At 62.7% G+C, this 20,940-nt stretch carries 33 protein-coding genes and 1 pseudogene; 19 read left to right on the forward strand and 15 right to left on the reverse strand.

All coding sequences use genetic code 11. From position 1 onward, the window contains the following. The 4 genes from ligD (GGD67_RS11210) to ligD (GGD67_RS11225) form a co-directional block, all read right to left on the reverse strand. A complete protein-coding gene (gene ligD, locus GGD67_RS11210; RefSeq protein WP_179732704.1) occupies positions 1 to 948 on the reverse strand; it encodes a non-homologous end-joining DNA ligase in 948 nt (315 codons plus the stop codon). 12 nt (positions 949 to 960) lie between these two features. After that, entirely contained in the window at positions 961 to 1,524 is a 564-nt protein-coding gene (locus GGD67_RS11215; RefSeq protein WP_179732705.1) for an MOSC domain-containing protein, read from the reverse strand. Next, positions 1,524 to 3,203 (reverse strand): DNA polymerase/3'-5' exonuclease PolX, encoded by a 1,680-nt coding sequence (locus GGD67_RS11220; protein ID WP_179732708.1) that lies wholly within the window; start codon positions 3,201 to 3,203, stop codon positions 1,524 to 1,526. Before GGD67_RS11220 ends, GGD67_RS11215 begins: the two co-directional genes overlap by 1 nt. A 326-nt stretch (positions 3,204 to 3,529) precedes the next feature. Next, a complete protein-coding gene (gene ligD, locus GGD67_RS11225) occupies positions 3,530 to 4,450 on the reverse strand; it encodes a non-homologous end-joining DNA ligase (RefSeq protein ID WP_179732710.1) in 921 nt (306 codons plus the stop codon). A 116-nt stretch (positions 4,451 to 4,566) separates the two neighbouring features. On the opposite strand from ligD (GGD67_RS11225), the gene GGD67_RS11230 reads away from it, so the two are divergent. Continuing rightward, complete coding sequence (locus GGD67_RS11230) at positions 4,567 to 4,749, forward strand: DUF3606 domain-containing protein (RefSeq protein ID WP_179732711.1); 183 nt, start codon at positions 4,567 to 4,569, stop codon at positions 4,747 to 4,749. A 183-nt stretch (positions 4,750 to 4,932) separates the two neighbouring features. On the opposite strand, the gene GGD67_RS39875 is transcribed toward GGD67_RS11230, so the two are convergent. Next, positions 4,933 to 5,181, reverse strand: a complete 249-nt coding sequence (locus GGD67_RS39875; protein WP_312013667.1) for a hypothetical protein — start codon at positions 5,179 to 5,181, stop codon at positions 4,933 to 4,935. Positions 5,182 to 5,405: 224 nt separating this feature from the next. Then, positions 5,406 to 5,531: a hypothetical protein gene (locus tag GGD67_RS39880; protein WP_312013668.1), complete on the reverse strand. Its 126-nt coding sequence runs from the start codon at positions 5,529 to 5,531 to the stop codon at positions 5,406 to 5,408. A gap of 298 nt (positions 5,532 to 5,829) precedes the next feature. Between GGD67_RS39880 and GGD67_RS11240 the strand changes: the two genes are divergently transcribed. Further along, positions 5,830 to 6,021: a CsbD family protein gene (locus GGD67_RS11240; RefSeq protein WP_060912872.1), complete on the forward strand. Its 192-nt coding sequence runs from the start codon at positions 5,830 to 5,832 to the stop codon at positions 6,019 to 6,021. A gap of 75 nt (positions 6,022 to 6,096) precedes the next feature. On the opposite strand, the gene GGD67_RS11245 is transcribed toward GGD67_RS11240, so the two are convergent. Beyond that, positions 6,097 to 6,759: a protein-L-isoaspartate(D-aspartate) O-methyltransferase gene (locus GGD67_RS11245; RefSeq protein WP_179732713.1), complete on the reverse strand. Its 663-nt coding sequence runs from the start codon at positions 6,757 to 6,759 to the stop codon at positions 6,097 to 6,099. Positions 6,760 to 6,947: 188 nt separating this feature from the next. Here GGD67_RS11245 and GGD67_RS11250 point away from each other — a divergent pair, with 188 nt between their 5' ends. After that, the gene (locus GGD67_RS11250) at positions 6,948 to 7,175 is read left to right on the forward strand and encodes a hypothetical protein (RefSeq protein WP_092088370.1); all 228 of its coding nucleotides are present in this window, start codon (positions 6,948 to 6,950) and stop codon (positions 7,173 to 7,175) included. Between the two features lie 118 nt (positions 7,176 to 7,293). Further along, on the forward strand, positions 7,294 to 7,761 hold the full coding sequence (locus tag GGD67_RS11255) for a hypothetical protein (RefSeq protein WP_179732715.1): 468 nt from the start codon (positions 7,294 to 7,296) through the stop codon (positions 7,759 to 7,761). A 251-nt stretch (positions 7,762 to 8,012) separates the two neighbouring features. On the opposite strand, the gene GGD67_RS11260 is transcribed toward GGD67_RS11255, so the two are convergent. Beyond that, positions 8,013 to 8,204 carry a hypothetical protein gene (locus GGD67_RS11260; RefSeq protein ID WP_179732717.1) on the reverse strand — a complete coding sequence of 64 codons (192 nt, stop codon included), beginning with the start codon at positions 8,202 to 8,204 and terminating at the stop codon, positions 8,013 to 8,015. 158 nt (positions 8,205 to 8,362) lie between these two features. Here GGD67_RS11260 and GGD67_RS11265 point away from each other — a divergent pair, with 158 nt between their 5' ends. The 3 genes and pseudogenes from GGD67_RS11265 to GGD67_RS11275 form a co-directional block, all read left to right on the forward strand. Beyond that, positions 8,363 to 8,725 (forward strand): PRC-barrel domain-containing protein, encoded by a 363-nt coding sequence (locus GGD67_RS11265; RefSeq protein ID WP_179732719.1) that lies wholly within the window; start codon positions 8,363 to 8,365, stop codon positions 8,723 to 8,725. Between the two features lie 234 nt (positions 8,726 to 8,959). Beyond that, positions 8,960 to 9,196 carry a response regulator gene (locus GGD67_RS39200; RefSeq protein ID WP_246790749.1) on the forward strand — a complete coding sequence of 79 codons (237 nt, stop codon included), beginning with the start codon at positions 8,960 to 8,962 and terminating at the stop codon, positions 9,194 to 9,196. A gap of 159 nt (positions 9,197 to 9,355) precedes the next feature. Then, positions 9,356 to 9,519: pseudogene (locus tag GGD67_RS11275) on the forward strand (transposase); the annotation flags it as partial. On the opposite strand, the gene GGD67_RS40055 reads toward GGD67_RS11275, so the two are convergent. Continuing rightward, a complete protein-coding gene (locus GGD67_RS40055; RefSeq protein ID WP_409411343.1) occupies positions 9,486 to 9,650 on the reverse strand; it encodes a hypothetical protein in 165 nt (54 codons plus the stop codon). The pseudogene GGD67_RS11275 and the gene GGD67_RS40055 sit on opposite strands and share 34 nt — an antisense overlap. A gap of 419 nt (positions 9,651 to 10,069) precedes the next feature. Here GGD67_RS40055 and GGD67_RS11280 point away from each other — a divergent pair, with 419 nt between their 5' ends. Further along, positions 10,070 to 10,255 (forward strand): hypothetical protein, encoded by a 186-nt coding sequence (locus tag GGD67_RS11280; RefSeq protein WP_179732721.1) that lies wholly within the window; start codon positions 10,070 to 10,072, stop codon positions 10,253 to 10,255. Positions 10,256 to 10,872: 617 nt separating this feature from the next. Here GGD67_RS11280 and GGD67_RS39885 read toward each other — a convergent pair. Continuing rightward, the gene (locus GGD67_RS39885) at positions 10,873 to 11,106 is read right to left on the reverse strand and encodes a hypothetical protein (protein ID WP_179732723.1); all 234 of its coding nucleotides are present in this window, start codon (positions 11,104 to 11,106) and stop codon (positions 10,873 to 10,875) included. A 22-nt stretch (positions 11,107 to 11,128) separates the two neighbouring features. Continuing rightward, on the reverse strand, positions 11,129 to 11,326 hold the full coding sequence (locus GGD67_RS11290) for a hypothetical protein (RefSeq protein WP_179732724.1): 198 nt from the start codon (positions 11,324 to 11,326) through the stop codon (positions 11,129 to 11,131). A 409-nt stretch (positions 11,327 to 11,735) separates the two neighbouring features. On the opposite strand from GGD67_RS11290, the gene GGD67_RS11295 reads away from it, so the two are divergent. The 4 genes from GGD67_RS11295 (at position 11,736) to GGD67_RS11310 (ending at position 13,616) form a co-directional block, all read left to right on the forward strand. Then, a complete protein-coding gene (locus tag GGD67_RS11295) occupies positions 11,736 to 11,900 on the forward strand; it encodes a hypothetical protein (RefSeq protein ID WP_179732726.1) in 165 nt (54 codons plus the stop codon). A 75-nt stretch (positions 11,901 to 11,975) separates the two neighbouring features. Then, positions 11,976 to 12,215 carry a DUF6894 family protein gene (locus GGD67_RS11300; protein WP_179732728.1) on the forward strand — a complete coding sequence of 80 codons (240 nt, stop codon included), beginning with the start codon at positions 11,976 to 11,978 and terminating at the stop codon, positions 12,213 to 12,215. Between the two features lie 120 nt (positions 12,216 to 12,335). Further along, positions 12,336 to 13,259: a Ku protein gene (locus GGD67_RS11305; protein WP_179732730.1), complete on the forward strand. Its 924-nt coding sequence runs from the start codon at positions 12,336 to 12,338 to the stop codon at positions 13,257 to 13,259. 186 nt (positions 13,260 to 13,445) lie between these two features. Next, positions 13,446 to 13,616 (forward strand): hypothetical protein, encoded by a 171-nt coding sequence (locus GGD67_RS11310; protein WP_018321675.1) that lies wholly within the window; start codon positions 13,446 to 13,448, stop codon positions 13,614 to 13,616. A gap of 86 nt (positions 13,617 to 13,702) precedes the next feature. On the opposite strand, the gene GGD67_RS11315 is transcribed toward GGD67_RS11310, so the two are convergent. Together GGD67_RS11315 and GGD67_RS11320 are read right to left on the reverse strand one after the other, a co-directional pair. Next, positions 13,703 to 14,875, reverse strand: a complete 1,173-nt coding sequence (locus GGD67_RS11315; RefSeq protein WP_179732732.1) for a PHB depolymerase family esterase — start codon at positions 14,873 to 14,875, stop codon at positions 13,703 to 13,705. Positions 14,876 to 14,879: 4 nt separating this feature from the next. Then, entirely contained in the window at positions 14,880 to 15,299 is a 420-nt protein-coding gene (locus GGD67_RS11320; RefSeq protein ID WP_179732734.1) for a CopG family transcriptional regulator, read from the reverse strand. Positions 15,300 to 15,590: 291 nt separating this feature from the next. Between GGD67_RS11320 and GGD67_RS11325 the strand changes: the two genes are divergently transcribed. After that, on the forward strand, positions 15,591 to 15,776 hold the full coding sequence (locus GGD67_RS11325) for a hypothetical protein (RefSeq protein ID WP_179732268.1): 186 nt from the start codon (positions 15,591 to 15,593) through the stop codon (positions 15,774 to 15,776). Here the strand turns inward: GGD67_RS11325 and GGD67_RS11330 are convergent. Continuing rightward, positions 15,773 to 16,042 carry a hypothetical protein gene (locus GGD67_RS11330; RefSeq protein ID WP_179732736.1) on the reverse strand — a complete coding sequence of 90 codons (270 nt, stop codon included), beginning with the start codon at positions 16,040 to 16,042 and terminating at the stop codon, positions 15,773 to 15,775. The genes GGD67_RS11325 and GGD67_RS11330 overlap by 4 nt on opposite strands. Positions 16,043 to 16,274: 232 nt before the next feature. On the opposite strand from GGD67_RS11330, the gene GGD67_RS11335 reads away from it, so the two are divergent. The 3 genes from GGD67_RS11335 (at position 16,275) to GGD67_RS11345 (ending at position 17,938) form a co-directional block, all read left to right on the forward strand. After that, positions 16,275 to 16,694 (forward strand): recombinase family protein, encoded by a 420-nt coding sequence (locus tag GGD67_RS11335; RefSeq protein ID WP_283814101.1) that lies wholly within the window; start codon positions 16,275 to 16,277, stop codon positions 16,692 to 16,694. Between the two features lie 135 nt (positions 16,695 to 16,829). Further along, a complete protein-coding gene (locus tag GGD67_RS11340; protein WP_179732740.1) occupies positions 16,830 to 17,309 on the forward strand; it encodes a recombinase family protein in 480 nt (159 codons plus the stop codon). Further along, positions 17,264 to 17,938, forward strand: coding sequence for a hypothetical protein (locus GGD67_RS11345; RefSeq protein ID WP_179732742.1), 675 nt, complete (start codon positions 17,264 to 17,266; stop codon positions 17,936 to 17,938). The genes GGD67_RS11340 and GGD67_RS11345 overlap by 46 nt, the downstream gene beginning before the upstream one ends. Positions 17,939 to 18,009: 71 nt before the next feature. On the opposite strand, the gene GGD67_RS11350 is transcribed toward GGD67_RS11345, so the two are convergent. Further along, positions 18,010 to 18,573 (reverse strand): hypothetical protein, encoded by a 564-nt coding sequence (locus tag GGD67_RS11350; RefSeq protein ID WP_179732744.1) that lies wholly within the window; start codon positions 18,571 to 18,573, stop codon positions 18,010 to 18,012. Between the two features lie 421 nt (positions 18,574 to 18,994). Between GGD67_RS11350 and GGD67_RS39890 the strand changes: the two genes are divergently transcribed. The 3 genes from GGD67_RS39890 to GGD67_RS11365 all read left to right on the forward strand — a co-directional run bounded on the left by GGD67_RS39890 (position 18,995) and on the right by GGD67_RS11365 (position 20,940). Next, on the forward strand, positions 18,995 to 19,852 hold the full coding sequence (locus GGD67_RS39890) for a DUF3883 domain-containing protein (protein WP_179732746.1): 858 nt from the start codon (positions 18,995 to 18,997) through the stop codon (positions 19,850 to 19,852). A 448-nt stretch (positions 19,853 to 20,300) separates the two neighbouring features. Continuing rightward, positions 20,301 to 20,609: a His-Xaa-Ser repeat protein HxsA2 gene (hxsA2, locus tag GGD67_RS11360; protein ID WP_179732747.1), complete on the forward strand. Its 309-nt coding sequence runs from the start codon at positions 20,301 to 20,303 to the stop codon at positions 20,607 to 20,609. Then, on the forward strand, positions 20,584 to 20,940 hold the full coding sequence (locus GGD67_RS11365) for a hypothetical protein (RefSeq protein ID WP_179732749.1): 357 nt from the start codon (positions 20,584 to 20,586) through the stop codon (positions 20,938 to 20,940). Before hxsA2 ends, GGD67_RS11365 begins: the two co-directional genes overlap by 26 nt.

The following is a 20,940-nucleotide window of genomic DNA, read 5'->3' on the forward strand; positions in this document are numbered from 1 at the left end:
CTATTTTCGCGACCAACTCTTTTCGCGAACGACGTCCTTGGCCTTTTTGTCGGACCGCAGGCCGAGATAGACTGGCTGGCGCAGCTCCCCCTTACTGGTCCACTCCGCGAACTTCACCTCTGCGACCAACGAAGGACGCACCCAGGTCGTGACCTGCTCATCCTTCACCTTGGCGGGAAAGGGCGACTTGGCCGTCTTGAGCTTCAGGAGTTTGCCGTGAAGCTCTCCCAGAACCTGGTGGCTGAAGCCGGTGCCGACGTGGCCGACGTACCGCCACCCGCCATTTTCCCGCACTGCCAGCGTTAGAGCGCCGAAAAAGGGCCGGGTTCGCCTCGGCGCCGTGAAGCCGGCGATCACGACCTCCTGCCGCTGCGCGGTCTTCACCTTCAGCCAATCGGCGGTCCGACGTCCGGACGCGTACGGGCTGTCGGCGCGCTTGGCCATAATGCCTTCGAGATGTCTCCGCTCGGCTTCTGCGAAGAACTTCGTTCCGTTACCTTTGCGGTGGTTGCTGAACGCGATCAGCTTGTGGCGCGGCAGGATGGCTTTCAGCCGCTTCTTGCGCTCGAGGAGCGGCAGCGTGCGCAGATCCTCGCCGTCCGCGAACATGAGGTCGAACACGCAGTACAAGAGCTTGGCTTCATGGCGCAGGGCGTTCTGGAGCAACTGGAAATGGGATGCGCCGTCCTTGCCGATCGCGACGAGCTCGCCATCGATCACAGCATCCGTCTTCACGCCCTCGAGTGCTTTCGCGACCTCCATATAGGAGTGGCTGATGATCTTCCCGTTGCGGCTATAGAGCGCGACCCGACCTCCCCGAACCTCCGCCACCATGCGGAAACCATCGAATTTGTCCTCGAAGACCCAATCGGGGTCATCGAACGGCGCATCCGTCAGCGTGGCCAGCATGGGCTGTAGGCGATAAGGCAAGGTGGATTTTCGGGCCATGGCAGGGGCTCTCTACAGGGCCGGCAGAGGCCGAAACGGGGGAGACGGGAGGCGAATTTGCGCGATATCACGGGCCGCGACCGTCCCGCCGGCCCGTACCACGCCCAGCACCCCGGATTTGAACGGAGGGCCCGTTTCCGCCGACGAGAGCACCTGCCGCTTGAGACCGGACCGGAAGCGGTCGATGAGGACGCAGGGCGTCCGGAGACCGGTCAGCTCGATGATTGCCGTGGGACCCAACTCGATGAGGGTGCCGAGCGGCATCCGCTCCAAGTCCAGGCCAGTCGTTGTGATGTTCTCACCCATGTCCCCCGCTGCGACCTCGAACCCGGCCTCCGAGAGGGACGCAAAGAGCTCGGCCGGGATCAAGTGGACCTGCCGGAGATTGGGTAGTCGTGGCCGGCGGCGTGCCAAATAGCGGTGCCGGACGAACGGGCCGGCGTGAGCGTCGCCTTCGACGCCGTGGCCTTCCACCAGGATTATGCTGTCCCGAGTTGGTTTGCTGAAGTGGTGCCCGCGATCGGCGGCGACCGCCACGACCCTCCCCTCGAGCGAGAGTTCGTGCGCGTGCTGCATCAAGCGGCGCGGGCCAGCGAGCGCCGCTTCTGACGCAGGTAACGCGTGATCTCGGCAAGTGTCATCGCGTTCAGGACCCGGTCGGCGGGGACACCGCCCTTGCGGGCCATCAGGACGCCCCAGTGCATGTGGTCGAGTTCGGCGATCGAGTGGGCGTCCGGATTGATGCTCAGCATGCAACCGAAGTCGAGGGCCGCCTGGTGCCAGCGCCAGTCCAGGTCGAGCCGCCATGGGTGGGCGTTGATCTCGACGACGACGTCGTGCTTCGCGCAGGTGCGCAGCACCTTCTCGATGTCGATTTCGTAGCCCGGCCGCCGCTGGAGCTGTCGCCCCGTCATGTGGCCGATGATGGTGGTGTGAGGGTTGGAGATAGCCCGAAGCAGGCGCTGCGTCTGGGCCTTGCGATCCAGCTTGAAGCGCCCATGGACGCTGGCGACCACGAAATCGAAGCGCTCCAGAACGTCATCTTCATAGTCGAGCGACCCGTCCGCCAGGATGTCCGACTCGATACCCTTGAGGATCCGGAAGTCTTTGCCGAAGCGCTTGTTCAGTCGATCGGCTTCCCGGTGCTGCTGCGCGATCTCCTCGACGGAGAGACCGCCGGCATAGTGGGCAGACTTGGAATGGTCCGCCACGCCGAAATATTCGAAGCCCCGCTGGCGCGTGGTCTTGGCCATGGTTTCCAGGGTCTCGGTGCCATCAGAGGCATCGGTGTGGCAGTGAAGGATGCCCCGCAGGTCCTGGTCGCTGACGAGCTTTGGGAGCTTGCCTTTCAGAGCCGCCTCGATCTCGCCGCGCCCCTCCCGGAGCTCAGGGTCGATGAAGGGCAGACCGAGGGCGCGGTAGATCTCGGCCTCCTCGCCGGCGATCAGCGTGCGGTCCTTGTGCAAGCCGTCGGCGACTAACCGCAGACCCTTCTCGGCGGCCAAGGCTTGAAGCTGCTCGATGTGGCCGGCGGAGCCGGTGGCGAAGAGAAGGGCGGCGCCGAAGTGCTTGCGGTCGGACACTCGGATTTGCAGCCCGTCGGCCGATGGCATCGATGACTTGTCCGGCTTGGCAGTCTCCGCAAGGATCGCGAGATCGCCAACGAGTTCGCAGCCGCGGCGGAAATCGCCAGCGATCGTCACACGCTTGAGTTCGGGGCGGGACTTGCGGATCGAATCCTTCGCATGCGCGAGCAGCACGGCAGCGCGGTGCAGGTGGAGGCGCCCTTCCCCGCTTTTCGCGATCGCAAGGTTCTGCAGGATCTTGGTCTGCAGCGCGGCGCCGAGTCCTTTCGCCTTCTTGATGCGGTCATCCTTGGCGGCGGCCTCCAACTCCGAGAGCGAGCCTATGCTGAGATCCTTGTACAGGCGTAGCACCTTCTCCGGACGAAGGCCGGGTACAGCGAGCATCTCGAGCACGCCCGCGGGAACCTCCTTCCGCAGCTTTTCGAGGCTGGGATGGCTGCCCGTCTTGTGAACCTTGGTGATGATGTCGGCGATAGCATCGCCGACGCCAGGGATCTCAGTAAGTCGATCTTCGGCGACAAGCACGTCCAGAGGAACGGCTAGGGCCGCCAAGCTGTCGGCGGCCCGAGAGTACGCTTTCGCCCGGTAGGGATTGCCGCCTCCCAAGGCGGTCCGCTGCGCGTACTCTCGCAGAAGGCTTGCCACACTGCGCGCGTCGAGCGAAGGCATTCAGCCAGCCTCCCTATCCGAGCTTTGCGGCGCCGCTGGAGCAAGGCGACCGCCGGAGCGGTCACTTGGCCGGCGATCGAGAGAGGCCTCGAGCTTCTGGGCTGCATGAAAGTCCTCAAGGTGCTGGACATTGGGGCCGTAGGCAGCCTCCTTCTTGAGGAGATTGTAGATCCGGCCTACCACAAGCTGCAGATGCTTCATCCGGCCCCTCGGCATTGACCGAGCCTTACAAAGAGCTCGGACAGCGTAGGCGCGGAAGTAGTCGAACGCGTCTGACATGGTCGGTAAACGCCTGTTCTCGCCGATAGTTCGGCCGCACCCGTCTTTCAAAGGTCCTCACGCAGCCCCTTGAAAAACGGGTGCCTCACCTTTCCTTCCGCCGACTTGGCCCGATATTCGACCTCGGCGAGCAGCTTCGGCTCCACCCAGATGCCTTTGTGGGCGATCCGCTTCGCGTACGGCTGCGTCTTCCGGATCAGCGGCTTCAGTCGCCTTTGCAGATCGGTAGCGGAGACCTTATCGAAGCCGTGGTCGACCTTGCCGGCGTAGACCAGGTCGTCCCCCTTGCGTCGACCGAGATAGATGCCATCCCACTTGCCTTCGTCGAGCGCGAAACCGGCGATCGCCAGGGTCTCCCGCTGCTCGCAGGTCTTCTTGACCCAGTTGTTGCCGCGGCCGCTGGCGTACGCGCTGTCGCGGACCTTGGAGACAACGCCCTCCAGACCGACCTTGCAGGCGTGCTCGAACATCGCGCGGCCCTCGAGCTCGAAGCTTTCGCTGAACTGGATCTCGGTGCCGTCGACGATCTTCTTGAGTTCGGTCTTGCGCTGGAAAAGCGGAAGCTTCCGGAGGTCGCGGCCGTTCAGGTACAGGAGATCGAAGGCGACCAGTACGATGCTGGCCGACTTGCCTTTCAATTCGTTCTGAAGGACCGAGAAGTCCGTCGTGCCGTCCGCAGCGGGGACCACGACTTCCCCGTCAACGATCGCCGATCCCGCCTTGATGTGCCAGGCGTCGTCGGCGACCTTTTTGAAGCGGTTGGTCCAGTCGTGACCGCGGCGGGTGAAGACCTTCACGGCTTCGTTCACCAGATGGACCTGGACGCGGTAGCCATCGAACTTGATTTCATGAATCCATCGCGCTCCGGACGGCACCTTCTCGATCGATGATGCCAAGGCCGGCTCTACGAAGCCCGGGAACGGCGCCTTCACGCCGATCGCCGCCCGTTGACGCCGCTGAAACGCCACGCAATGAACTCCAACGCAACAACTCGTCGACTCAAGCCGGGACGGCAGGATTCGTTTCCGGAACCCGCGAATCCTTGCGGCGTTGCATCGCCATCAGTTCGCAAGAGGAGGAGCCGATGGCGGCAGCGAAGAAGACCGCGCGTGGACGCAAACAGGACCGGGCACGCGTCGCCAAGGGGCAGGACTACGAAGTCCGCTACGAAGCGAAGAAGACAGGCCGCTCGGCCTCGGCCGTGAAGAAGGCGATCAAGAAGGTCGGCAACAGCCGCAAGCGCGTCGAGAAGCGTCTCGGCCGCTAGGCCGCCTCAGATCCGGTCGGAGAACCGTGTGAATGCGGTCAGCCTCTGCACGCTGGGCTCGACGTCCTGCATGTAGATCTCGGTTCGCAGAAACGCGATCTCGTCGCCGAGCGCGGTCTCGTCGACGTCTCTGAACCAGGACTTCGGCCTGCCGTCGCTGCCGTCGTTCCAGCGAGCCTGCGTTCAGCGAGTCCTTGAGTTCGAAAGCGGTCTGCTCTGCCCAGACTCGCATCGTCGGCTTGCGGGCGGTTTCTCCAGCAGGAGCGCAAGCGCCGGCGCGCCGGTCGTCGGCAGTACGAAATCCAGGACCTCCAGCAGAGCGTGGCAGTCGTCCACGGCGCGGTGCGCTTGGTGGAAGTAGCCGGCTCCCTTCAGGAGATAGCCGAGCTGCGAGGCGGCGAAGCCATGTTTGCGCCAGTCGATCTCGCTCATGCTGCAGCCCCAGGCCTTGTGCTCGAACACGGGCCAGTAGCGTTCGACGAACCTCCTGTCGAAAGCGCTGTTATGCGCGATCGTGATGACTGCGCTTTCGACGAAAGCCGTGACGGCGGCATCGTCTAATTGTGTCCGGCGACCATTTCGTTGGTGATGCCGGTGAGTGCCGTCACTTCCGCGGAAATCGGCGCACTCGGTTCGTTGAAGGCGGAGAACGTGTCTCAGACGCCGGCGACCTGCCCGTCCGGCGTGTAGTCGAACTTGACCATCCCGGGCTCGATGATCTCGTCTTTGGCCGGCCAGAACCGGTCGGCTCGCTCACCGCAGAATATCCGCAGCGCCGGCAATGAGATACCTGAAAAAGGAGCGATTCACGGGCTTTCGGCCGTTGTGGATTCGATAGCGGGCATCCGGTCTGCATGCGTCGTTGCGGAGGCGGCTCATCGTCAGCGCGGGCGGCGATTGGGGCAGGCATGGTCGCGCGTCCGGTCCTGCCGCCAATAGCCGACATTGCAAACGCCCCAGCTTTGCTCGCCCAAGGGCCACGTCCAGAGTGTTCGTTGAAAACACCGTGCTTTGTTCTGCGAGGAACCCCTGCGCAACACCTTCGTTGTGCTGATCTTCCGAACAGCAAAGGACATGGTTATGGACCGCGAACATGTGAAGGGCGCCGCCGACAAGGCAAAAGGCGCCATCAAAGAAGGTGCCGGCAAGCTCACAGGCGACAAGGACATGGAAACCGAAGGCAAGATCGATAAGGCCAAGGGATCCGCCCACAACGCCGCGGGGGACGTGAAAGATGCAGCGCGGGACGCCGCTGACGCCCTCAAGAAGTAAGCAGAAGAAGCGAAGATCAAAAACTAGCCGCCCCCGGGCGGCCTTTTTGCGCCAATTGAGACGGCGAGCGGGCTTTCAGCCGGAGATCAGAGGAACGAAGCGGACCTCCTCTATCCTTTCCTCGACGAAACGATCGTCCGGTCCGCGTGTCAGCTTCGTCAGCCACTGCACACCGTCAGGATCGCCGAGCGGGATGAGCAGTCGTCCCAAGGGAGCTAATTGAGTCTCGAGGACCGCTGGCATCTGCGCTCTGGCGGCCGACACCAGGATCACGTCGAACTCGCCGCCATCCGGCCATCCCGCGGTGCCGTCGCCATGACGCAGATCCACATTGCGGCAGCCGAGATGCCGAAGGCGCGATCGGGCGCGCTGCACCAATGCTTCATGGCGCTCGATCGCGCAAACCTCCCGCCCCAGCTTGGCGGCGAGCGCCGCCAGATAACCCGAACCCGCGCCGATCTCCAGAACCCGGTCCGATTTGGCGATCGCGGCAGCCTCGAGCATCTTGGCGACGATGTAGGGCTGAGAGATGGTCTGCCCTTTCGGGAGCGGTACCGCGCAGTCTTCGTACGCGGCTTCCGCGAACCGCCGATCGAGGAAAATCTCGCGGGGGACCTGCCGCATCGCCAGCAGGACCCGCCTGCTGCGAACGCCGCGGCCGGCAATCTGCACGTCGACCATCGCGTCGCGGAGGAAGCGCGATCTCCTGGACCGTTTGCTCTCCTTGACCGCGCGCACGACCTCTCCATCATGAACGATTTCGCTCCAGCAGATGGGAAACTCGGAGGCCCGCGACTTGCTCCTACACGCGAGGGGCCGCTGCCGATGAGCGACATCGCGGACCTGCAGTCAGGAACGTGCTCGCAGCGGAACGACCGCCTCCGGATCGAATTGACCTCGCGGAAAACCGAGCCCGGAGAACGCTCATGAAATGGATCTTCACGGCGGCATGCGTGGCCGCAATGGCGCTGGCATCGGCCTCCGGCGCGGACGCGAAGGGTTGCATCAAGGGCGCCATCGTCGGAGGCGTCGCGGGCCACATGGCGGGACACGGCAAGCTCGGCGCTGCCGCCGGCTGCGTGATCGGCCATCATGAGGCGAACAAGAAGAACCCGAACGATTCGAATGCTCAGGCGCCGTCAGGCCGGAAGTGACCTTCCGGATCTACGGGCGGTTCGTCGCGACGCCGGAGCCGATCGGACCGGCGGCACCCCTGATGATCGAACCCGAGACGCCGCTCGTCGGGCCTTCATGACTCCTGGAGGAGAGGGGATGAAATCGGCAGTGTCGGCGCTCGTTCTCGGACTTGTCGCCTCGAGCTCCACGGTTTCGGCGCAACCGGTGAGATGGACGACGTATTCCATCCCGCAGACAGGCACCTCTGTCGATTTCCCGGCCTCGATCTTTACCGAAGAAGCCGGCCGTCCGGACGGGTACGGACAGCGATTTCGGACGGCTGACGGCCGAGCCGACATCACGATACAGGCCGCACCCAACGTCTCGAACGATTCACCCGCTGCATTTCTCGCAAAGAAGCATCCGCCCGCACGCATTCAGTACAAGCGAACGACGCCTCGATTCTTTGCGGTGTCCAGCTACAAGAGCGACAAGGTCTGGTACAACCGGTGCAACTTCTCGAGCGGATTGATCCACTGCGTCCTGATCAACTACCCGGCGAGCGAAGAGCGCGAGTGGGACGACATCGTAACGCGGATCAGTCTATCGCTGAGGGGCAGATAAAGCGGGTGCGGGATGGAGATCTCGCCTGTCGGCGAGGGCGCGAAGGCGCATAGCTGCGAGAACACCGGGGTTCCGAAGAGGCCGCCGCCTTTGGCTATCCTCGCGAGCGCTAGTTCTGAATAGCGGGTCGTGAGACCTTTGGCTATCCGCGACAGGCGCCGTAGTTCAACGGCGGGCGACGGTCCCTGCAGTCCAATAGGGTGGCAAGGTTATCGTTCCTCCGATCTGCCCGCGGCTCGCCAATCTGTGGTTCACGAGGTAGCCGCCGCCCGTCCGGCGTCGGTGATGCGATACTCGATATCTCCGGATGGAAGCGGTTCGGTTTCCACGAGACCGAGTTCCACGAGCCGCGCCACGATTTCATGGTCGAACGTCGGCGGGCTGACCCAGGATTCGCCGAGGAGCTTCCTCAGAAAATCGCGCTCCAGATCGGTCAGCTCCATGCTCTAGCTCCGCTCGCCGACTACGTCCGGCACATTGCGGCGCGTCATCGTTCCGGCCGCTTCATCCCTGGGGAATCAACATTTCGCCGCGGATTGTGCCAGGAACGGAGGCATCGTCGCACTGTTGATTTCCGAAGACAACATCCAGGAGGTCAACCATGGCCATGGAAGATAGCGAGACGTTCAGTCTGATCGGCAGCGACAAGGTGGAGGGTACGAACGTGTACGGGGCCGACGGGGAAAAGGTCGGCTACATCGAGCGCGTCATGATCGACAAGGTCAGCGGCAAGGTGTCGTACGCGGTGCTAAGCTTCGGCGGCCTGCTCGGCATCGGCGACGATCACTATCCGCTGCCTTGGCAGGCGTTGAAATATGACACCAACCTCGGCGGCTACGTCACCGGTATCACCCAGGACCAGCTCCGCGGCGCCCCCAAATACGCCGACGAGAGCAGTTGGAATTGGAGCGACCCGGCGACCACGCGCTCCGTGAACGCCTACTATGGTGTGCCGGTGGCCTGAGGCGGGACGACACTCTGACGTCTGGCTGCCCGACGCACCGCCGCCCCGGTCGACGATCAAGCCTGATCGCCGAGGAGACTTGAAAGTGAGCGATGCCGTTCGTGTTCTGGTCGTGGAGGACGAAGCTCTCATCGCCAGCTTCGTGGAGGACGCGTTGTCCGACGTCGGTTTCGAGGCCTGCTCGGTCCCTTCGGGGGAAGCGGCCTTCTCCACGTTTTGCGATGGCCGTGAGGGATGTCGGTGCTGCTGACGGACATCAACCTGGGTGACGGCATCAGCGGCTGGGAACTAGCGCAGCAGATCAGGGAAATCTCACCTGGCTTTCCGGTGGTCTACATGACGAGCGCCAGCGCGCCGGACTGGCAATCGCGGGGGGTCGAAGGCAGCCTTCTGATCCAGAAACCCTTTGCGCCGGCGCAATTGGCTGCCGCCGTTTCGCAGCTACTTGATACCGGGCCCTCACCGGCTTGAACCGGGATCGTGGTGAGTTTTCGATCCTTCGATCGAGCCCGTAAGGATGGCAGCGGATCGTCGCTTGCTCGCGCTATCCTTTAGCCGCGCGTTGCGGCTGCGGCGCGCGCCGCCGCGACCGCCATTCAGTCCCCCAGCAGGCCTCTGTCCTCTCTCGAAATGCTGCCGAATAAGTCGCACGGCCTGCCGCGAGTGAATGACCGTCGTGTCTCAATGGCATCTTCTGGGTCTTGCGATCTGGAGCGCCATGGCGCGATCTGCCAGAGAACTTCGGTCCGTATACTATGTACTACAACCGCTTCGTCCGCTGGCGGGGGGCTGGCTCTGGGGCGGTATCATAGATGCGCTTGCAACTGCCCACGATGCCGCTGTCCAGATGATCGACACTTCGATTGTCCGTGTGCATCATCGGCTTAATGGCAAACCACTCATTGTCCGTCAGTTCGTAGCGCATGATTCGGCCCCTTCGGTCGGATGGCTTGAATCATGGTTTGGCCATCAGCCTCAACTGGTCGTTACCACCCGAAAGTGGACCTATTACCGGAAGTCCGGGTGTCGTCTCTGTCTTGCTGATAAATGAACCTAGTCTCCCTTTCGGGCGTTAGGGCCAAGGCGATTAATAAGGTCACGGAGGCGGACGTGCTGCCAGCGAGACTTTTCATCTATCGGCGGGATGAACTAAGCGACAACAAAATTATCGAGGAAGCTCGCCGAGTTATCGCTGAATGTGTGAGGGTCCTCGAAACTCATCCGTCTCCGGATACATTTCGGCCGCAGGACACACAGACCTATTCCTCAGGCTGAAGAGGAATGATCTTGTAACTGGACTATTCTGGTTGTTCGTCCCATGCTGGTTCCGGGCAGGAACCGGCTATGACGCTGGATGAAAAAATCGCTCAAGCGCAGCGCCACGTTGATAGGGGCAGGATCATCATAGAGCGCCAGCGAGCGATTGTAGCCCGCCACGGAACGCCGGTTTCAATCGACCTCCTGCAACTTTTCGAACAGACACAGCAGATATTCGAACTGGACTTGGCTGAGTTGCTCAAGAGGCAGTAAGGCCGTTTCATCAAATGACCCTCTGGCCCATCTGCGAAGTTGCCGCGTCTGCCAGAGGTCCGTTCACCACGCCAGTCTGATCAGATTTGCTCAACCTAAGTTTTTCTCAGTTTCACCCGGACTGACCTCTCGCCGTTCTCAATCGGTTCTGGTGTCACCGTTTGTCCCCATGCGGCGGGCGTGGACGAACACCCCCATTCTGGAACTGCCTCTGGCGCCCGACCGTTAGTGAGTCGTCGAAATTGCTTTAGGAGCACGCCATGCTCAAACGGCGTCGTTTCAAGCAACAAACCACTCTAAAAGAAAGGCTTGCCGCTTGGACCAAGAGTCTCCGCGAGCAAGCAACCAAACTCCCACCCGGGCCTGATCGCGATGCGCTGATCAAGACTGCCAGTCAAGCCGAGACCGGCTCTCGCCTGAACAGTTGGCTAACCTCCTCGGGCTTGCAGCCGCCGAAGTAAGGCCGCCTTCAGTTGGCGGCCTCTTTCATTCCGGCCAAGGCTGACTTCCGCTGCTGGCCTTCTCGGAAGTCCCATAACGTCCGCTTTCGCGCCGCTGTTCGGGACAAGCGGACTTCAGGTGCGCCTGCTCCTAGTGACAGGTTTTATGTACGTACCCTAGGGGTCACCTGCCGCGTTAGGCTCGAGTTGGTGCGGCTGTAACCGGCTTACTATGCGCAGCGGCGGCCGCTCGATAAGGCGGACGGCGGCTGAAGGAAGCATCTCCAGCCGAATATCGGGCGAGAACGTCCAACTCATCAGCGAAGTCGACGGCGCGAGGAAGCGGCCGTTTCTCGGCGCCGCCGCCTTGTTGCTTCCGATCGATTGGCTAGAGCCTTTCGGCTTGGTCATCACCGAGGCGATGATCCCCTTCTCACGCTTCGCCGCTGCCGGAGAAGATCGTCGAGGGCGGGGTGGTGCGTGGCGGCGGCAGCGGCCTGGTGCTTCCGGCAGGTTTGCTCTTGGCGTCGTACCTCTGGGCCAGATCGAGCAACCGTCTGCGTGTGAACGGATCCGCCTTCTCCGCCAGGTCGCGCGCATGCTGCGCGAACCCCCTGTAGAACTCTTCCATGACGCCACCCTGCAACAACACCGCGGACGCCGATCTTCGACGGTCTTCGGCGTTCGCGTCAAGAGATCGCTTGTGCCCGCAAGGCAAAGGGCACTACGCTGATCGCGGCGGGGAAGCCAAATGTCGATGCTACATCCTATCCTGAAGCCGTGCCCGCACTGCGGGCGGCCGATGAAGCTTGTTCGCGACGCGGCCGCCAGAGGCGGCGAGCGCTACGTCTGTCCCGAGTGCGACGACGACCCGCTGCACGATCCCGCCGCCCGGAAGTGGGTGGACGGCCCGCTGCGGCCGCCCGCGAAATAGGGTCCGGAAGGACGGTCTGGTCTGACGGCCAGGAAGACGCTGGGACTGGCAAGTTCCTCATAGGCGCACCAACTCCATTATTGTTACCGAACATGGGAGGTGCGAGGTGTCGACTGTCGCAAACCTGCTCGCGCGCAAGCAGGCGCTCATGGAGCGACTGGAGAACGGTGCCGGATCGAACGAGCGCGAGGAAATCGAGCGTCTGCTCGCGCAGATCGAGACCGCGCTGAACTTGCTCGAATCGGGAAATGCCGCCCCGCGCGAGGAATGATCTGGCCGCGCCGGTCGCGGCGCGGCGAAAGCGTGGGCGCCTAGGAACGGCAGCCGCCGCAGCCGGTTTTCGTGAATGCCGCGCTATTACTTTGATACCTCCGACAACGAGAACTTCGTCTTCGACGACGTCGGGGTGGAGATCGCCTCGTTCGAGGACGTGAAACGGGAGGCGTCCCGGGCCATGGCGGACTTCGCCAAGGACGTACTGCCAGGGTCCGAGGTTCGCAACTTGGCGATCGAAGTCCGGGATGACGCAGGGCCCGTTCTCCGGGTGGGCCTTCGCTTCGAGATCGAGCACGCGGCTGTGCGCTGACGCCGGGGCCGGGCGATACCCCTCGCAGGGTGAAATGCTCCCGCCGCCCGTGGGCCATGTCGGAACCGGACCGCCTCGTTCGTCTTGAATCCAGGCCCGCCCCAACGGAGTTCCGCGTACATGGCCCCGCGTGCCAACTGGAAAGGCTTCCTGCGTCTCTCCCTAGTGACCTGTCCGGTCGCGCTCTATCCGGCCACCTCCGAGTCCGAGAAGATCAGCTTCAACCAGCTCAACCGGCAGACCGGACATCGCATCAGGTACCTGAAGGTCGATGCCGACACTGGCGACGAGGTGCCGAACGAGGACATCGTCAAGGGCTACCAGCTTGAGAAGGATCAGTTCATCGAGGTGACGAAGGAGGAGCTCGAGGAGATCGCGCTGGAGTCGACGCGCACTATCGAGATTGACGAGTTCGTCGACAAGTCCGACATCGACCCGCGCTACCTGATCCGCCCGTACTACATCCGTCCCGACGGCAAGGTCGGGCACGACGCCTTCGCCGTGATCCGGGAGACCATCCGCGACATGAACAAGGTGGCCATCGGTCGGGTCGTGCTGACCAACCGCGAGCACATCATCGGGCTCGAGCCGCTGGACAAGGGGCTCGTCGGCACCCTGCTGCGCTACCCCTACGAAGTCCGGAGCGAGCAGGAGTATTTCGAGGACATCCAGCAGGTGAAGCTGACCAAGGACATGCTCGACCTCGCAAAGCACATCGTCAACCAGAAGGCGGGGCGGTTCGAGCCGGAGAAGTTCGAGGACCACTATGAGACCGCGCTGATCGACCTCATCAACAAGAAGCGCGCCGGCAAGCCGATCACGCCGAAGGAGCGTCCAGCGTCGACCAACGTCGTCGATCTGATGGAGGCGCTGCGGCGGTCCGTCGGCAACGAGGCCGCGCCGGCGAAGGCCGCAAAGCCCACCAAGAAGCCGCGAAAGGCGGCGGCCGGCCAGAAGGAAATGCTGATGCCGATCGAGGGCAAGAAGACGGCGAAGGAAGCTACGGCGAAAAGGCCGGCCAAACCGCAGCGGAAGTCTGCGTGATTTTCTACAGCAGGAGGATTGGAACGAACGGGTTCGCGAAACGTCGAATCCAAGCCCCCGGCCCCCAAAAGCCCCATCCGGGGGAAAACCTACCCCAAGGTTGGCGGTCCGAATGCGCAACATAGCGCAAGGACCGTTTTGCGCCCGAAGGAGGGAGCAATGAACAATCGCATATCGGACCGACGGATGCCGACCGTTGCCCAACGGGAAGCCCGCAAGGTGTTTCGCGACACGCGCGCGGAGGCGCCGGTCTCAGAGCATGAGCGCGACCAACAGGCATTCCATGCAAACCGGGAGCGCCTGAAGGCGGAGCGGATCGCTCGAGAGGCTGCAGCGAAACAGAAGCCAAAGACCTGAAAGCGGTTAGCGCCAGCGGGCTCCCGTTCGATGGAGACGATTGCGACGTCCGCTTCCCATCACCGAGATGAAAAGCGGATGCCACCTCAATTCCGCCCCTGCGGGAGCGAATGCTCGAGGAAGAAGCGCAGCATTTCTCTCGTTGCGTCCGGTCCGTCCGGATCGGTGTAGGAGCCGGCGGGGCTGCCCCCCGACCATGCGTGTCCGGCTCCGTGGATCTCCCAGTGCTCGAGGATGCCGCGTCCGGAGACGTCAGTATGGACCGTGCGAGTGTAGGCATGCCCGCCAGGCACCCGCCCGCGACGCACCTCCGTCGTCGTGCTTGTCCCACCAACGGATTGCCGGACAATTCGCGCGGCGTTTTTCGAATGCACCGTGTTGTCGCGGTCGCCGTGGAAGACGATCGTCGGAATGGATGGGCCATCTGCCGGCCTTTCATCGGACCCGCCGCCTTGCTTCATGGCGATCAGTGCCGAGGAAAGGTCGCTGGCTGCTCCGCAGGCCAGTCCGGAATGAATGCCGATCGCCGCGTACAGGTCGCCATACGTCGATCCCATGACGGCCGCGGCCGCGGCCCCGGCGGACAGTCCGGCGACGTAGACGCGTTCCGAATCGACCGAATAATCGCACATGATCTGGCGGGTGATGCCGGCGATGAGCGAGGGCTCGCCTCCGTCGCGCTGTTGGTCGGCCGGACGAAACCAATTCCAGCATTTCGCCTGGTTTGCGTCGGCCCGCTGCGCGGGATAGGCGACGAAGCAGGTCTGTTCTTCGGCGATGAAGTTCATTCGCGTGCCGGCGGCGAAATCCTCCGGCGACTGCGTGCAGCCGTGGAGCATGATCACCAGCGGAATGGGCTGGCCATGATAGCCGCTCGGGATGAAGAGCCGGTAGGCGCGGCTTCCCGCGCCGTTTGCGTAGACGCCTTCGACGAACCTGGCGCCGTCCGGCACGATGTCCGCCATGGGAGGCGGCGCACGCCTCAGGGCTCCTCCCAGTCCGAGCCCGCGGAGGTTTTTGGCGATATCCACTGCCGGCTGGGCCGCCCGACGCGGACGCCTCGTCTCGGCGGCGTTCGCCTTGGCGTCGATGGTTGGCGGCTCTCGTCCTGACGCAAGGGCGGCGTGGTCGACCCTCGGTGCGGTAGCGCCGCGCTCTTTCTCGCCCCGAAGCATGCGCTGAAGCAGCGCGGTGGCCTCGACGAGTCGGCCCGAGCGTGTGAGGCGGGTGGCTTCGCGAATGATGTCCTGGTTCAACATGACCTTACCTCGTCCTGTCGGCGAGAGCAGACTTGACCGCCGAACTGGCATGCAGGGCCCCCAGCACAGAGACCGATGCAATTGTCGCGCGGGCCAGCTCGGGCGTGACGTCCTGCGCGATGGTGGCGAGGCCCAGAACATTGATGTGCAGCATCTCGCCCGCCCGCCGCGCCGCCTCGAGATCCTCGCGGCTGTAGTTTCGCAAGCCCAGGTCCAAGCTCTTTCGCGCCGTGGACTGCTTGACCACGTCGGCATGGCGTTCGAGCTGGTTGCGGATCGCGGTCCGGATGAAATCCGTGCGGTTCGAGTAGAAGCCTTCCTGCACCATCAAATCGACCTGACCGAGATCGACAAAACCAAGATTGATCGTGATTTTTTCCGAGTCGGAGGGCTTTGGTCGGATTTCGTGCACATTGCTGGCCATCGTTAGTACATCCCATCGCCATCTGATTAGATGGTATATGGATGGAATTCGTCGGCCCGCAAGGCCCCGCCTTGCCGCGTTTGCGAAAAGTGCGATCCGTCCGGGGGCGGCCAGCGCTACCCGCATCGCCTTCTGCAGTAGCAGCGCTGATCCAGAGCCTCGGGAGCGGCTCATCGACAGATTATGGGAGGAGAGGCGAGACGCTCCGGAGGGTTAGGCCCGCGATTGCGGTCGTGGCGGCCCCGGATTCCTACGGTCGCCTCGCTGTGTGATCGTTTACGATCCGCGATTATGTTTCAGCCCATGGACGTCGAGTACGATCCCGAGCGCGAGGCGTTTGCGGCCATGAAGCTCGCCGCCGAAGCCGATGGAGCTGAACGGCAGAGATGGATCAACGCCGCGCTGGCGTGGATCGAACTCATTCGCCTTCGTGCCTCGGCTTGCTGCGAGCGTGGCATGACGGACAAGACGGCTTAGTCGGCCTCGGGCGGGCACTCCGGGCAGGTGTCGCCGATCGAATCCAGGACCTCGCGAACTTCCGCCACGGCTTCGTCGGCGGAAATGCCGGCTGGCGGATTCTGACGGGCGAGGCGGAAGGCGCGGTCCCTGGCGTGCGGGTCGGCGCGGTCCTGCATCCAGCCATGTTCTTCGCACTCGCGGATGGCGCCTGCCTCCTGCAGCACAGAGATCGCCCAGCCGCGCAGCGTCCGGATCGCCGGTCGTCGTTCCTTCGTCATCAGCATCGAGAGCGCTCCTGCCTGGACGAATCCTTCCGCCCGCCTGCTCGTTCCGGGCGGTTAGCACGGGTCAGGGATTTACAATCGGCAGAGCTTCGGCTTGTCCACGTGTTCCGCAGCGCCTGTGCAGAACGCTGAGTGCGTAGCGCCGACGCTTTGGCCCGATGAGCATTGCCATATCGAAGAAGGTAGGATGTATTTCCCGGCGGGGGCACCTCTGAAGTTGCAGGAGGGGTCCATGGGTAACTGGCTGATCGTCCCCAAAGGGACAAGCCTGGCGAAGCGGATCCGATCGCGCCGCGCAGCGCCATACGTCCGAATGTCGAGAGAACTCCAGCGCTACTCGATCAAGAACCAGCTCGCGGCTATCGCCGCCTATGCCGAGACGAACACTCTCACGATCGTCCGCACCTACGCCGACGAAGGCCGCAGCGGCCTTCGGATCAAAGGACGGCCTGGTCTGATCGAACTGATCGACGACGTTCAGTCGGGACAAGCCGACTTCGATCACATCCTCGTCTACGACGTGAGCCGCTGGGGCCGCTTCCAGGATGTCGACGAGAGCGCCTACTACGAATTCCTGTGCAAGCGGACCGGCGTCCAGGTCGATACTGCGCGGAGCTCTTCAAGAACGACGGCACGTTCGTTTCCGGGATAGCGAAAAACTTGAAGCGCGGCATGGCCGCCGAGTGGAGCCGAGAACTTTCGGTTAAAGTGCACGCCGGACACTGCCGGGTCGCGAGCCTCGGGTACCGCGTCGGCGCTCCCATAGGCTATGGGCTCCGACGTTTTGATGGTCGACGAAAGCGAGCATCCGAAGGGCCTCCTCGAAAAGGGCCAATTCAAAGCTTTGCAGTCGGATCGCGTTCGGTTGCGGCTTGGTTCACGCGAAGAAGCAGAGGTCATCCGATGCATTTTCGACCAGTTCGTCAACGGTCGGAAATCGTACAGCGAGATCAGGCGTCAACTGAACGAGGCGAGCATCGCCAATCACAATGATCCGCTTTGGACGGATGGCATGATACCGACCATTCTCGCCAACGAGAATTATATCGGCAAGACCATCTACAATCGCACCTCGCGGCGCCTGGGGCAGAAGCTCGTCAAGAACCCGGATCACGCCTGGGTCCGGGGCGCTGCGGCGGTCGAGCCTATCGTCGATCCGGGCATCTTCGCTCGAGCCCAGAAGCTGCTGGCAGAGCGGCGCGTGGAGATCCGGAAGATGACATGTTGCTACGCCTGCGTCTCACGCTTCGCCGGCGCGGAAAGCTGAACTCGCGCATCATCAACTCGACGCTCGGCCTCAATCACGTCTCGTCGTACGTGAAGCATTTCGGATCGCTGCGGAAGGCCTATGCGCTGATCCGATACGCGTCGCCGCGCGACTGCGATTGGATCGACACCCGGGAGCTTTGGGTCTCCGAACAGGCGAGGCATGCCTCCGAACTCGCGGAGGTGCTGCGGACCGACCTTGGTCTTCAGCCGGAGCTCGATCTGGACGGCATAGGCCTTGATATCAGAGGCGAACGCCTGGTTTCGTTTCTCGTCGCGCGACGCTTGGCCCACCGTGGAGCGGATCACGGGCCACAATGGAAAGCCTACCGTAGGCAGATCTCATCGGGGTTACTCGCCGTGATGCGGCTGGATGCGGCGAATAGGGCGATCGAGGACTATGTGCTGTTGCCTCCCTCACTGAGGGCAGGCCGCTACGTCTGGCTCTCATCAGATTCCCTCCGCCGACATCGGGGGGCGCTTTACGCCGGAAAGGATGCGTTGTTCGGAGCGATCAAGGCGAAGTTCGCAAGAACCAACCATGCCGCCCTAACCAGGTCAGTGCCGCTGAGCAAGCGAACAAAACCAAGCCGGCCCAAAACCAACGGCTCCCTCGGGCGGCGCTGGTAGAGCGGAAATACAGGAACGCTCCGATGAAGGTCCCGTAGTTCGGGACGCCGTCCGACCAGGGACGCTGGTCTTCAAGCCAGAGTCAACAAAGGCGGCGCTTTCCAGCGTCCCGAGCGCGCCCAACGCAACCCGGCCTCGTTCAGGTGTCTCAGGGGCGGCAAGTACCTGTACGTCCCGCCGATCACGCTCGCGCCCCATCGGTCCTCGCCTCCGAGACGATTGCGGCAAATGACCTTGCCCTCGGATGCGAGTTTGTGTGGCGGCAGCAGTCGGACGAGCTGGGTGAGCTCTCCGCGGAAAGTGCGGACCTGCGAGCCCGGACCGAGTTCGCTCCCGTCGTCCGCGTAAAGGCGCCAGTGCGCTGCCGTAACGTCTTCGAAATAGACCGGAAGCAGAACTGGATAGAGATAGAGCCTGTGATCACCTTCCCATTTTCCCCGCAGGTGAAAGCACAGGTTGGCATCGACCTGATAGATGTCCAGTCGGCAGCGCCAATCGTCCTTATGGTCCTTGTTTGCGATGAAGTTTTCTCGTTCCCGTTCGGCCGCGACCCGCCTCTCGAACTCGCGGGGGCGACCGTGCTCATCGCGACCCCGGTACTCGCCTCTGTGGTTGTCCCAAATGGTGAAGGTCACGCTCTGTGTCCCGCCGATATTTCATTGTCGGCGGAATATCCGTGACGCCGATCGTGGGTGCAAGAAGAACCATTTTTGTCAAGTTGACTAAATGTGGAAAGCCGAATTCTGTTCGGGTTCGAGCACTTACCTAGTACTCGTTGCCATCATTCGAAATTCGTTGAAGCTAGTGAACGGCACCAGGCAGCGATGCTCCGTACCAGCCGGCGCTTTCAGGACGCTTCTCGCGTTGCGCGGATGGCGCCCGCCCAACGCGCCGAGTAGAGGCGGACTGGCCGAATCTCGGGGGAAGTCCGGCGTGCAGCTGATGCGCGCGGCGAGGAGCGAAACCCTTCCAGAACGTGCCCGATTGCGTCTTTGCGGAATTTGCGGATCGGCTGCTGACTGGTAGGGTTCCTGGTGCGAGCGAGGAACGCGATCAGTGGACGCCGAGGGTGCAGCGCCGGGAGCTAAGGGGACCGACTGGACGGCCGAGCAGGTCGCCATCGTGGTCGCCAACTATTTCCTGATGCTCGAGCGTGAGCGCGCCGGCGACAAGATCAACAAGGCCGATCTGTACAGGCGCCTGTCGCCGGAAGTGGGTCGCTCCGCGAAGTCGATCGAGTGGAAGCTCCGCAACGTCTCGGCGGTCCTGGAGGAACTCGGGATCGCCTGGATCCCGGGACTGCTGCCGGCCCACAACTACCAGGACTCCTTGGTGCAGGTCGTCGAGGCCCAGATAGGGCTACATCCGAAGATCCTGACGGAGCCGGTTGTCGTCCAACCGCGCTTCACGTCGGCGGGAGGGCCTGTGCTGGTGCCGCCGCCAGCGGTTTTGAACTCGGGCCCGCAGGACCGTCAACCGGCGCTCCGGCGGCTGATCGGCAAGTACGACCCGGCGGCCAGGGACGAGCTCAACCGCTCGCTGGGGCGCGCCGGCGAGGAGATGGTGTTCAAGTTCGAATTCGACCGGTTGTGCCAAGCCGGACGCAAAGATCTGGCGAAGGAGATGGACTGGCCTTCCGATCGCGGCGAGGACCACCGGGGCTACGATATCCGATCCTTCGAGCCGGACAGCGGCGAGGAGCGGCTTCTCGAGATCAAGACCACGCACGGGCACGCTCGCACCCGATTCTGGCTGTCCCGCAACCAGGTCGAGACGGCTGCGGAGAACCCGTCGGCCTACCGCGTCCGGAGGGTCTTCCATTTCCGGAACGGCGCGCAGATGTTCGACATCAAGCCGCCACTCGACGCCGGCCTTTGGCTGATGCCGGACAAGTATGTGGCAGTGCCGAGGTGACGTGGTTCACGTAGAGCGGTGGCCAGGAAGCCCCGCCAACGAAGGCCGCCAACTCCCTTGGGATCACGATAGACGATGCGCAGCTTGCGCTGCTCGCGCATCGCTTCGCGCGCGCCGCGATTTCTCTCTGCAGCACGGAGACGGCCCAGTCGCCTAGCGTCCGGATGCCTGGCTCTCTCTGCATCGAAATCACTCCCGGGTGCGCACAACGAATCCTTGAGGGCCGCCGCCCATCCAACACGTGAGGGATTGGAATCGCGAGACGATGCGCTTTTCCACCGGTTCTGTCCGAAACGCCACATCGCTTGGCAGCTTTTCGGAGAAAAACCGCAACATTATCAATCCCGTGCCGAGTTGGTGTAGCGGTGTGCCGGTCCTGACCGAATGCTTTATCGACAATTAGAACTATGGACTTTGCGCCCTCGGAAGTTGTAAGGATGGCTATTCATTGAGCAAATTAGATGCAGGGGGCTATATGACCGAGAAATCAAAAGTTGTGCTGTCGCTTGGGGCGGCGCTCGCATCGCTCACGGGAATGTCGGTTCAGGTCGCTGAGGCCAAGACCGCAGTTGCCAGCGATACAAGCGCGGTAGCGGCCGAAAACACTGTCACTAAGCTTGAGCCAAATGCCTACTATCAGGCGGGGGAAGACCTTCTTGGGTTTGTCATGACGAAGCAGCCCGATGGCACCATCGTCGCGGGGCATAGCTCCCACGCGTCGCATGCTTCACATGCGTCTCATGCCTCAAGCCGCTAAGCTTCCTGCGGCGTCGTCGGTCGAGGTAGCTGTCGATTTCGATTCAAGCATCCAAAGCCTCAGTGCTTTGGATGCGGCAGCGTATCGCCTGATCGGAACCGCGACTTGCCAGGTTGACCGGGCGGGCGACCGCTATCTATGCCGTTTGATTTCGTCTGCCAATCCGCAAAAGGGCGCGGTGCTCGGTCCGGACGAGTTGAAGGAGCGGTTTCTGAGCCTTGTCGCCGACGAAAACTTGCGGGCTCGCGTCGCCGCAAGAACGGATGGCGTTCGGAATGTCATCCTCGCACTTGCCTTCGGAGCCTTGGCCACCAACCAAAATGATGCCTGA

The organism is Bradyrhizobium sp. IAR9 (assembly GCF_013408065.1).
Classification (GTDB): Bacteria; Pseudomonadota; Alphaproteobacteria; order Rhizobiales; family Xanthobacteraceae; genus Bradyrhizobium.

Bases quoted from the DNA above. Each gene is read 5' to 3' on its own strand.
- GGD67_RS11250 (WP_092088370.1), top strand. From the start codon at position 6,948: ATGAAATGGATCTTCACGGCGGCATGCGTGGCCGCAATGGCGCTGGCA.
- GGD67_RS11220 (WP_179732708.1), bottom strand. From the start codon at position 3,203: ATGCCTTCGCTCGACGCGCGCAGTGTGGCAAGCCTTCTGCGAGAGTAC.
- GGD67_RS11365 (WP_179732749.1), top strand. From the start codon at position 20,584: ATGCGTCTCATGCCTCAAGCCGCTAAGCTTCCTGCGGCGTCGTCGGTC.
- GGD67_RS11330 (WP_179732736.1), bottom strand. From the start codon at position 16,042: ATGCTGATGACGAAGGAACGACGACCGGCGATCCGGACGCTGCGCGGC.
- GGD67_RS11340 (WP_179732740.1), top strand. From the start codon at position 16,830: ATGGTCGACGAAAGCGAGCATCCGAAGGGCCTCCTCGAAAAGGGCCAA.
- GGD67_RS39885 (WP_179732723.1), bottom strand. From the start codon at position 11,106: ATGACCAAGCCGAAAGGCTCTAGCCAATCGATCGGAAGCAACAAGGCG.
- GGD67_RS11325 (WP_179732268.1), top strand. From the start codon at position 15,591: ATGTTTCAGCCCATGGACGTCGAGTACGATCCCGAGCGCGAGGCGTTT.
- ligD (WP_179732704.1), bottom strand. From the start codon at position 948: ATGGCCCGAAAATCCACCTTGCCTTATCGCCTACAGCCCATGCTGGCC.
- GGD67_RS11335 (WP_283814101.1), top strand. From the start codon at position 16,275: ATGGGTAACTGGCTGATCGTCCCCAAAGGGACAAGCCTGGCGAAGCGG.
- GGD67_RS11300 (WP_179732728.1), top strand. From the start codon at position 11,976: ATGCCGCGCTATTACTTTGATACCTCCGACAACGAGAACTTCGTCTTC.
- GGD67_RS11320 (WP_179732734.1), bottom strand. From the start codon at position 15,299: ATGGCCAGCAATGTGCACGAAATCCGACCAAAGCCCTCCGACTCGGAA.
- GGD67_RS11305 (WP_179732730.1), top strand. From the start codon at position 12,336: ATGGCCCCGCGTGCCAACTGGAAAGGCTTCCTGCGTCTCTCCCTAGTG.
- GGD67_RS11280 (WP_179732721.1), top strand. From the start codon at position 10,070: ATGACGCTGGATGAAAAAATCGCTCAAGCGCAGCGCCACGTTGATAGG.
- GGD67_RS11215 (WP_179732705.1), bottom strand. From the start codon at position 1,524: ATGCAGCACGCGCACGAACTCTCGCTCGAGGGGAGGGTCGTGGCGGTC.
- GGD67_RS11345 (WP_179732742.1), top strand. From the start codon at position 17,264: ATGTTGCTACGCCTGCGTCTCACGCTTCGCCGGCGCGGAAAGCTGAAC.
- GGD67_RS40055 (WP_409411343.1), bottom strand. From the start codon at position 9,650: ATGCGCTACGAACTGACGGACAATGAGTGGTTTGCCATTAAGCCGATG.
- GGD67_RS11310 (WP_018321675.1), top strand. From the start codon at position 13,446: ATGCCGACCGTTGCCCAACGGGAAGCCCGCAAGGTGTTTCGCGACACG.
- GGD67_RS11230 (WP_179732711.1), top strand. From the start codon at position 4,567: ATGGCGGCAGCGAAGAAGACCGCGCGTGGACGCAAACAGGACCGGGCA.
- GGD67_RS11315 (WP_179732732.1), bottom strand. From the start codon at position 14,875: ATGTTGAACCAGGACATCATTCGCGAAGCCACCCGCCTCACACGCTCG.
- GGD67_RS39200 (WP_246790749.1), top strand. From the start codon at position 8,960: ATGTCGGTGCTGCTGACGGACATCAACCTGGGTGACGGCATCAGCGGC.
- GGD67_RS11240 (WP_060912872.1), top strand. From the start codon at position 5,830: ATGGACCGCGAACATGTGAAGGGCGCCGCCGACAAGGCAAAAGGCGCC.
- GGD67_RS11260 (WP_179732717.1), bottom strand. From the start codon at position 8,204: ATGGAGCTGACCGATCTGGAGCGCGATTTTCTGAGGAAGCTCCTCGGC.
- GGD67_RS39875 (WP_312013667.1), bottom strand. From the start codon at position 5,181: ATGAGCGAGATCGACTGGCGCAAACATGGCTTCGCCGCCTCGCAGCTC.
- GGD67_RS11255 (WP_179732715.1), top strand. From the start codon at position 7,294: ATGAAATCGGCAGTGTCGGCGCTCGTTCTCGGACTTGTCGCCTCGAGC.
- GGD67_RS11290 (WP_179732724.1), bottom strand. From the start codon at position 11,326: ATGGAAGAGTTCTACAGGGGGTTCGCGCAGCATGCGCGCGACCTGGCG.
- GGD67_RS11265 (WP_179732719.1), top strand. From the start codon at position 8,363: ATGGCCATGGAAGATAGCGAGACGTTCAGTCTGATCGGCAGCGACAAG.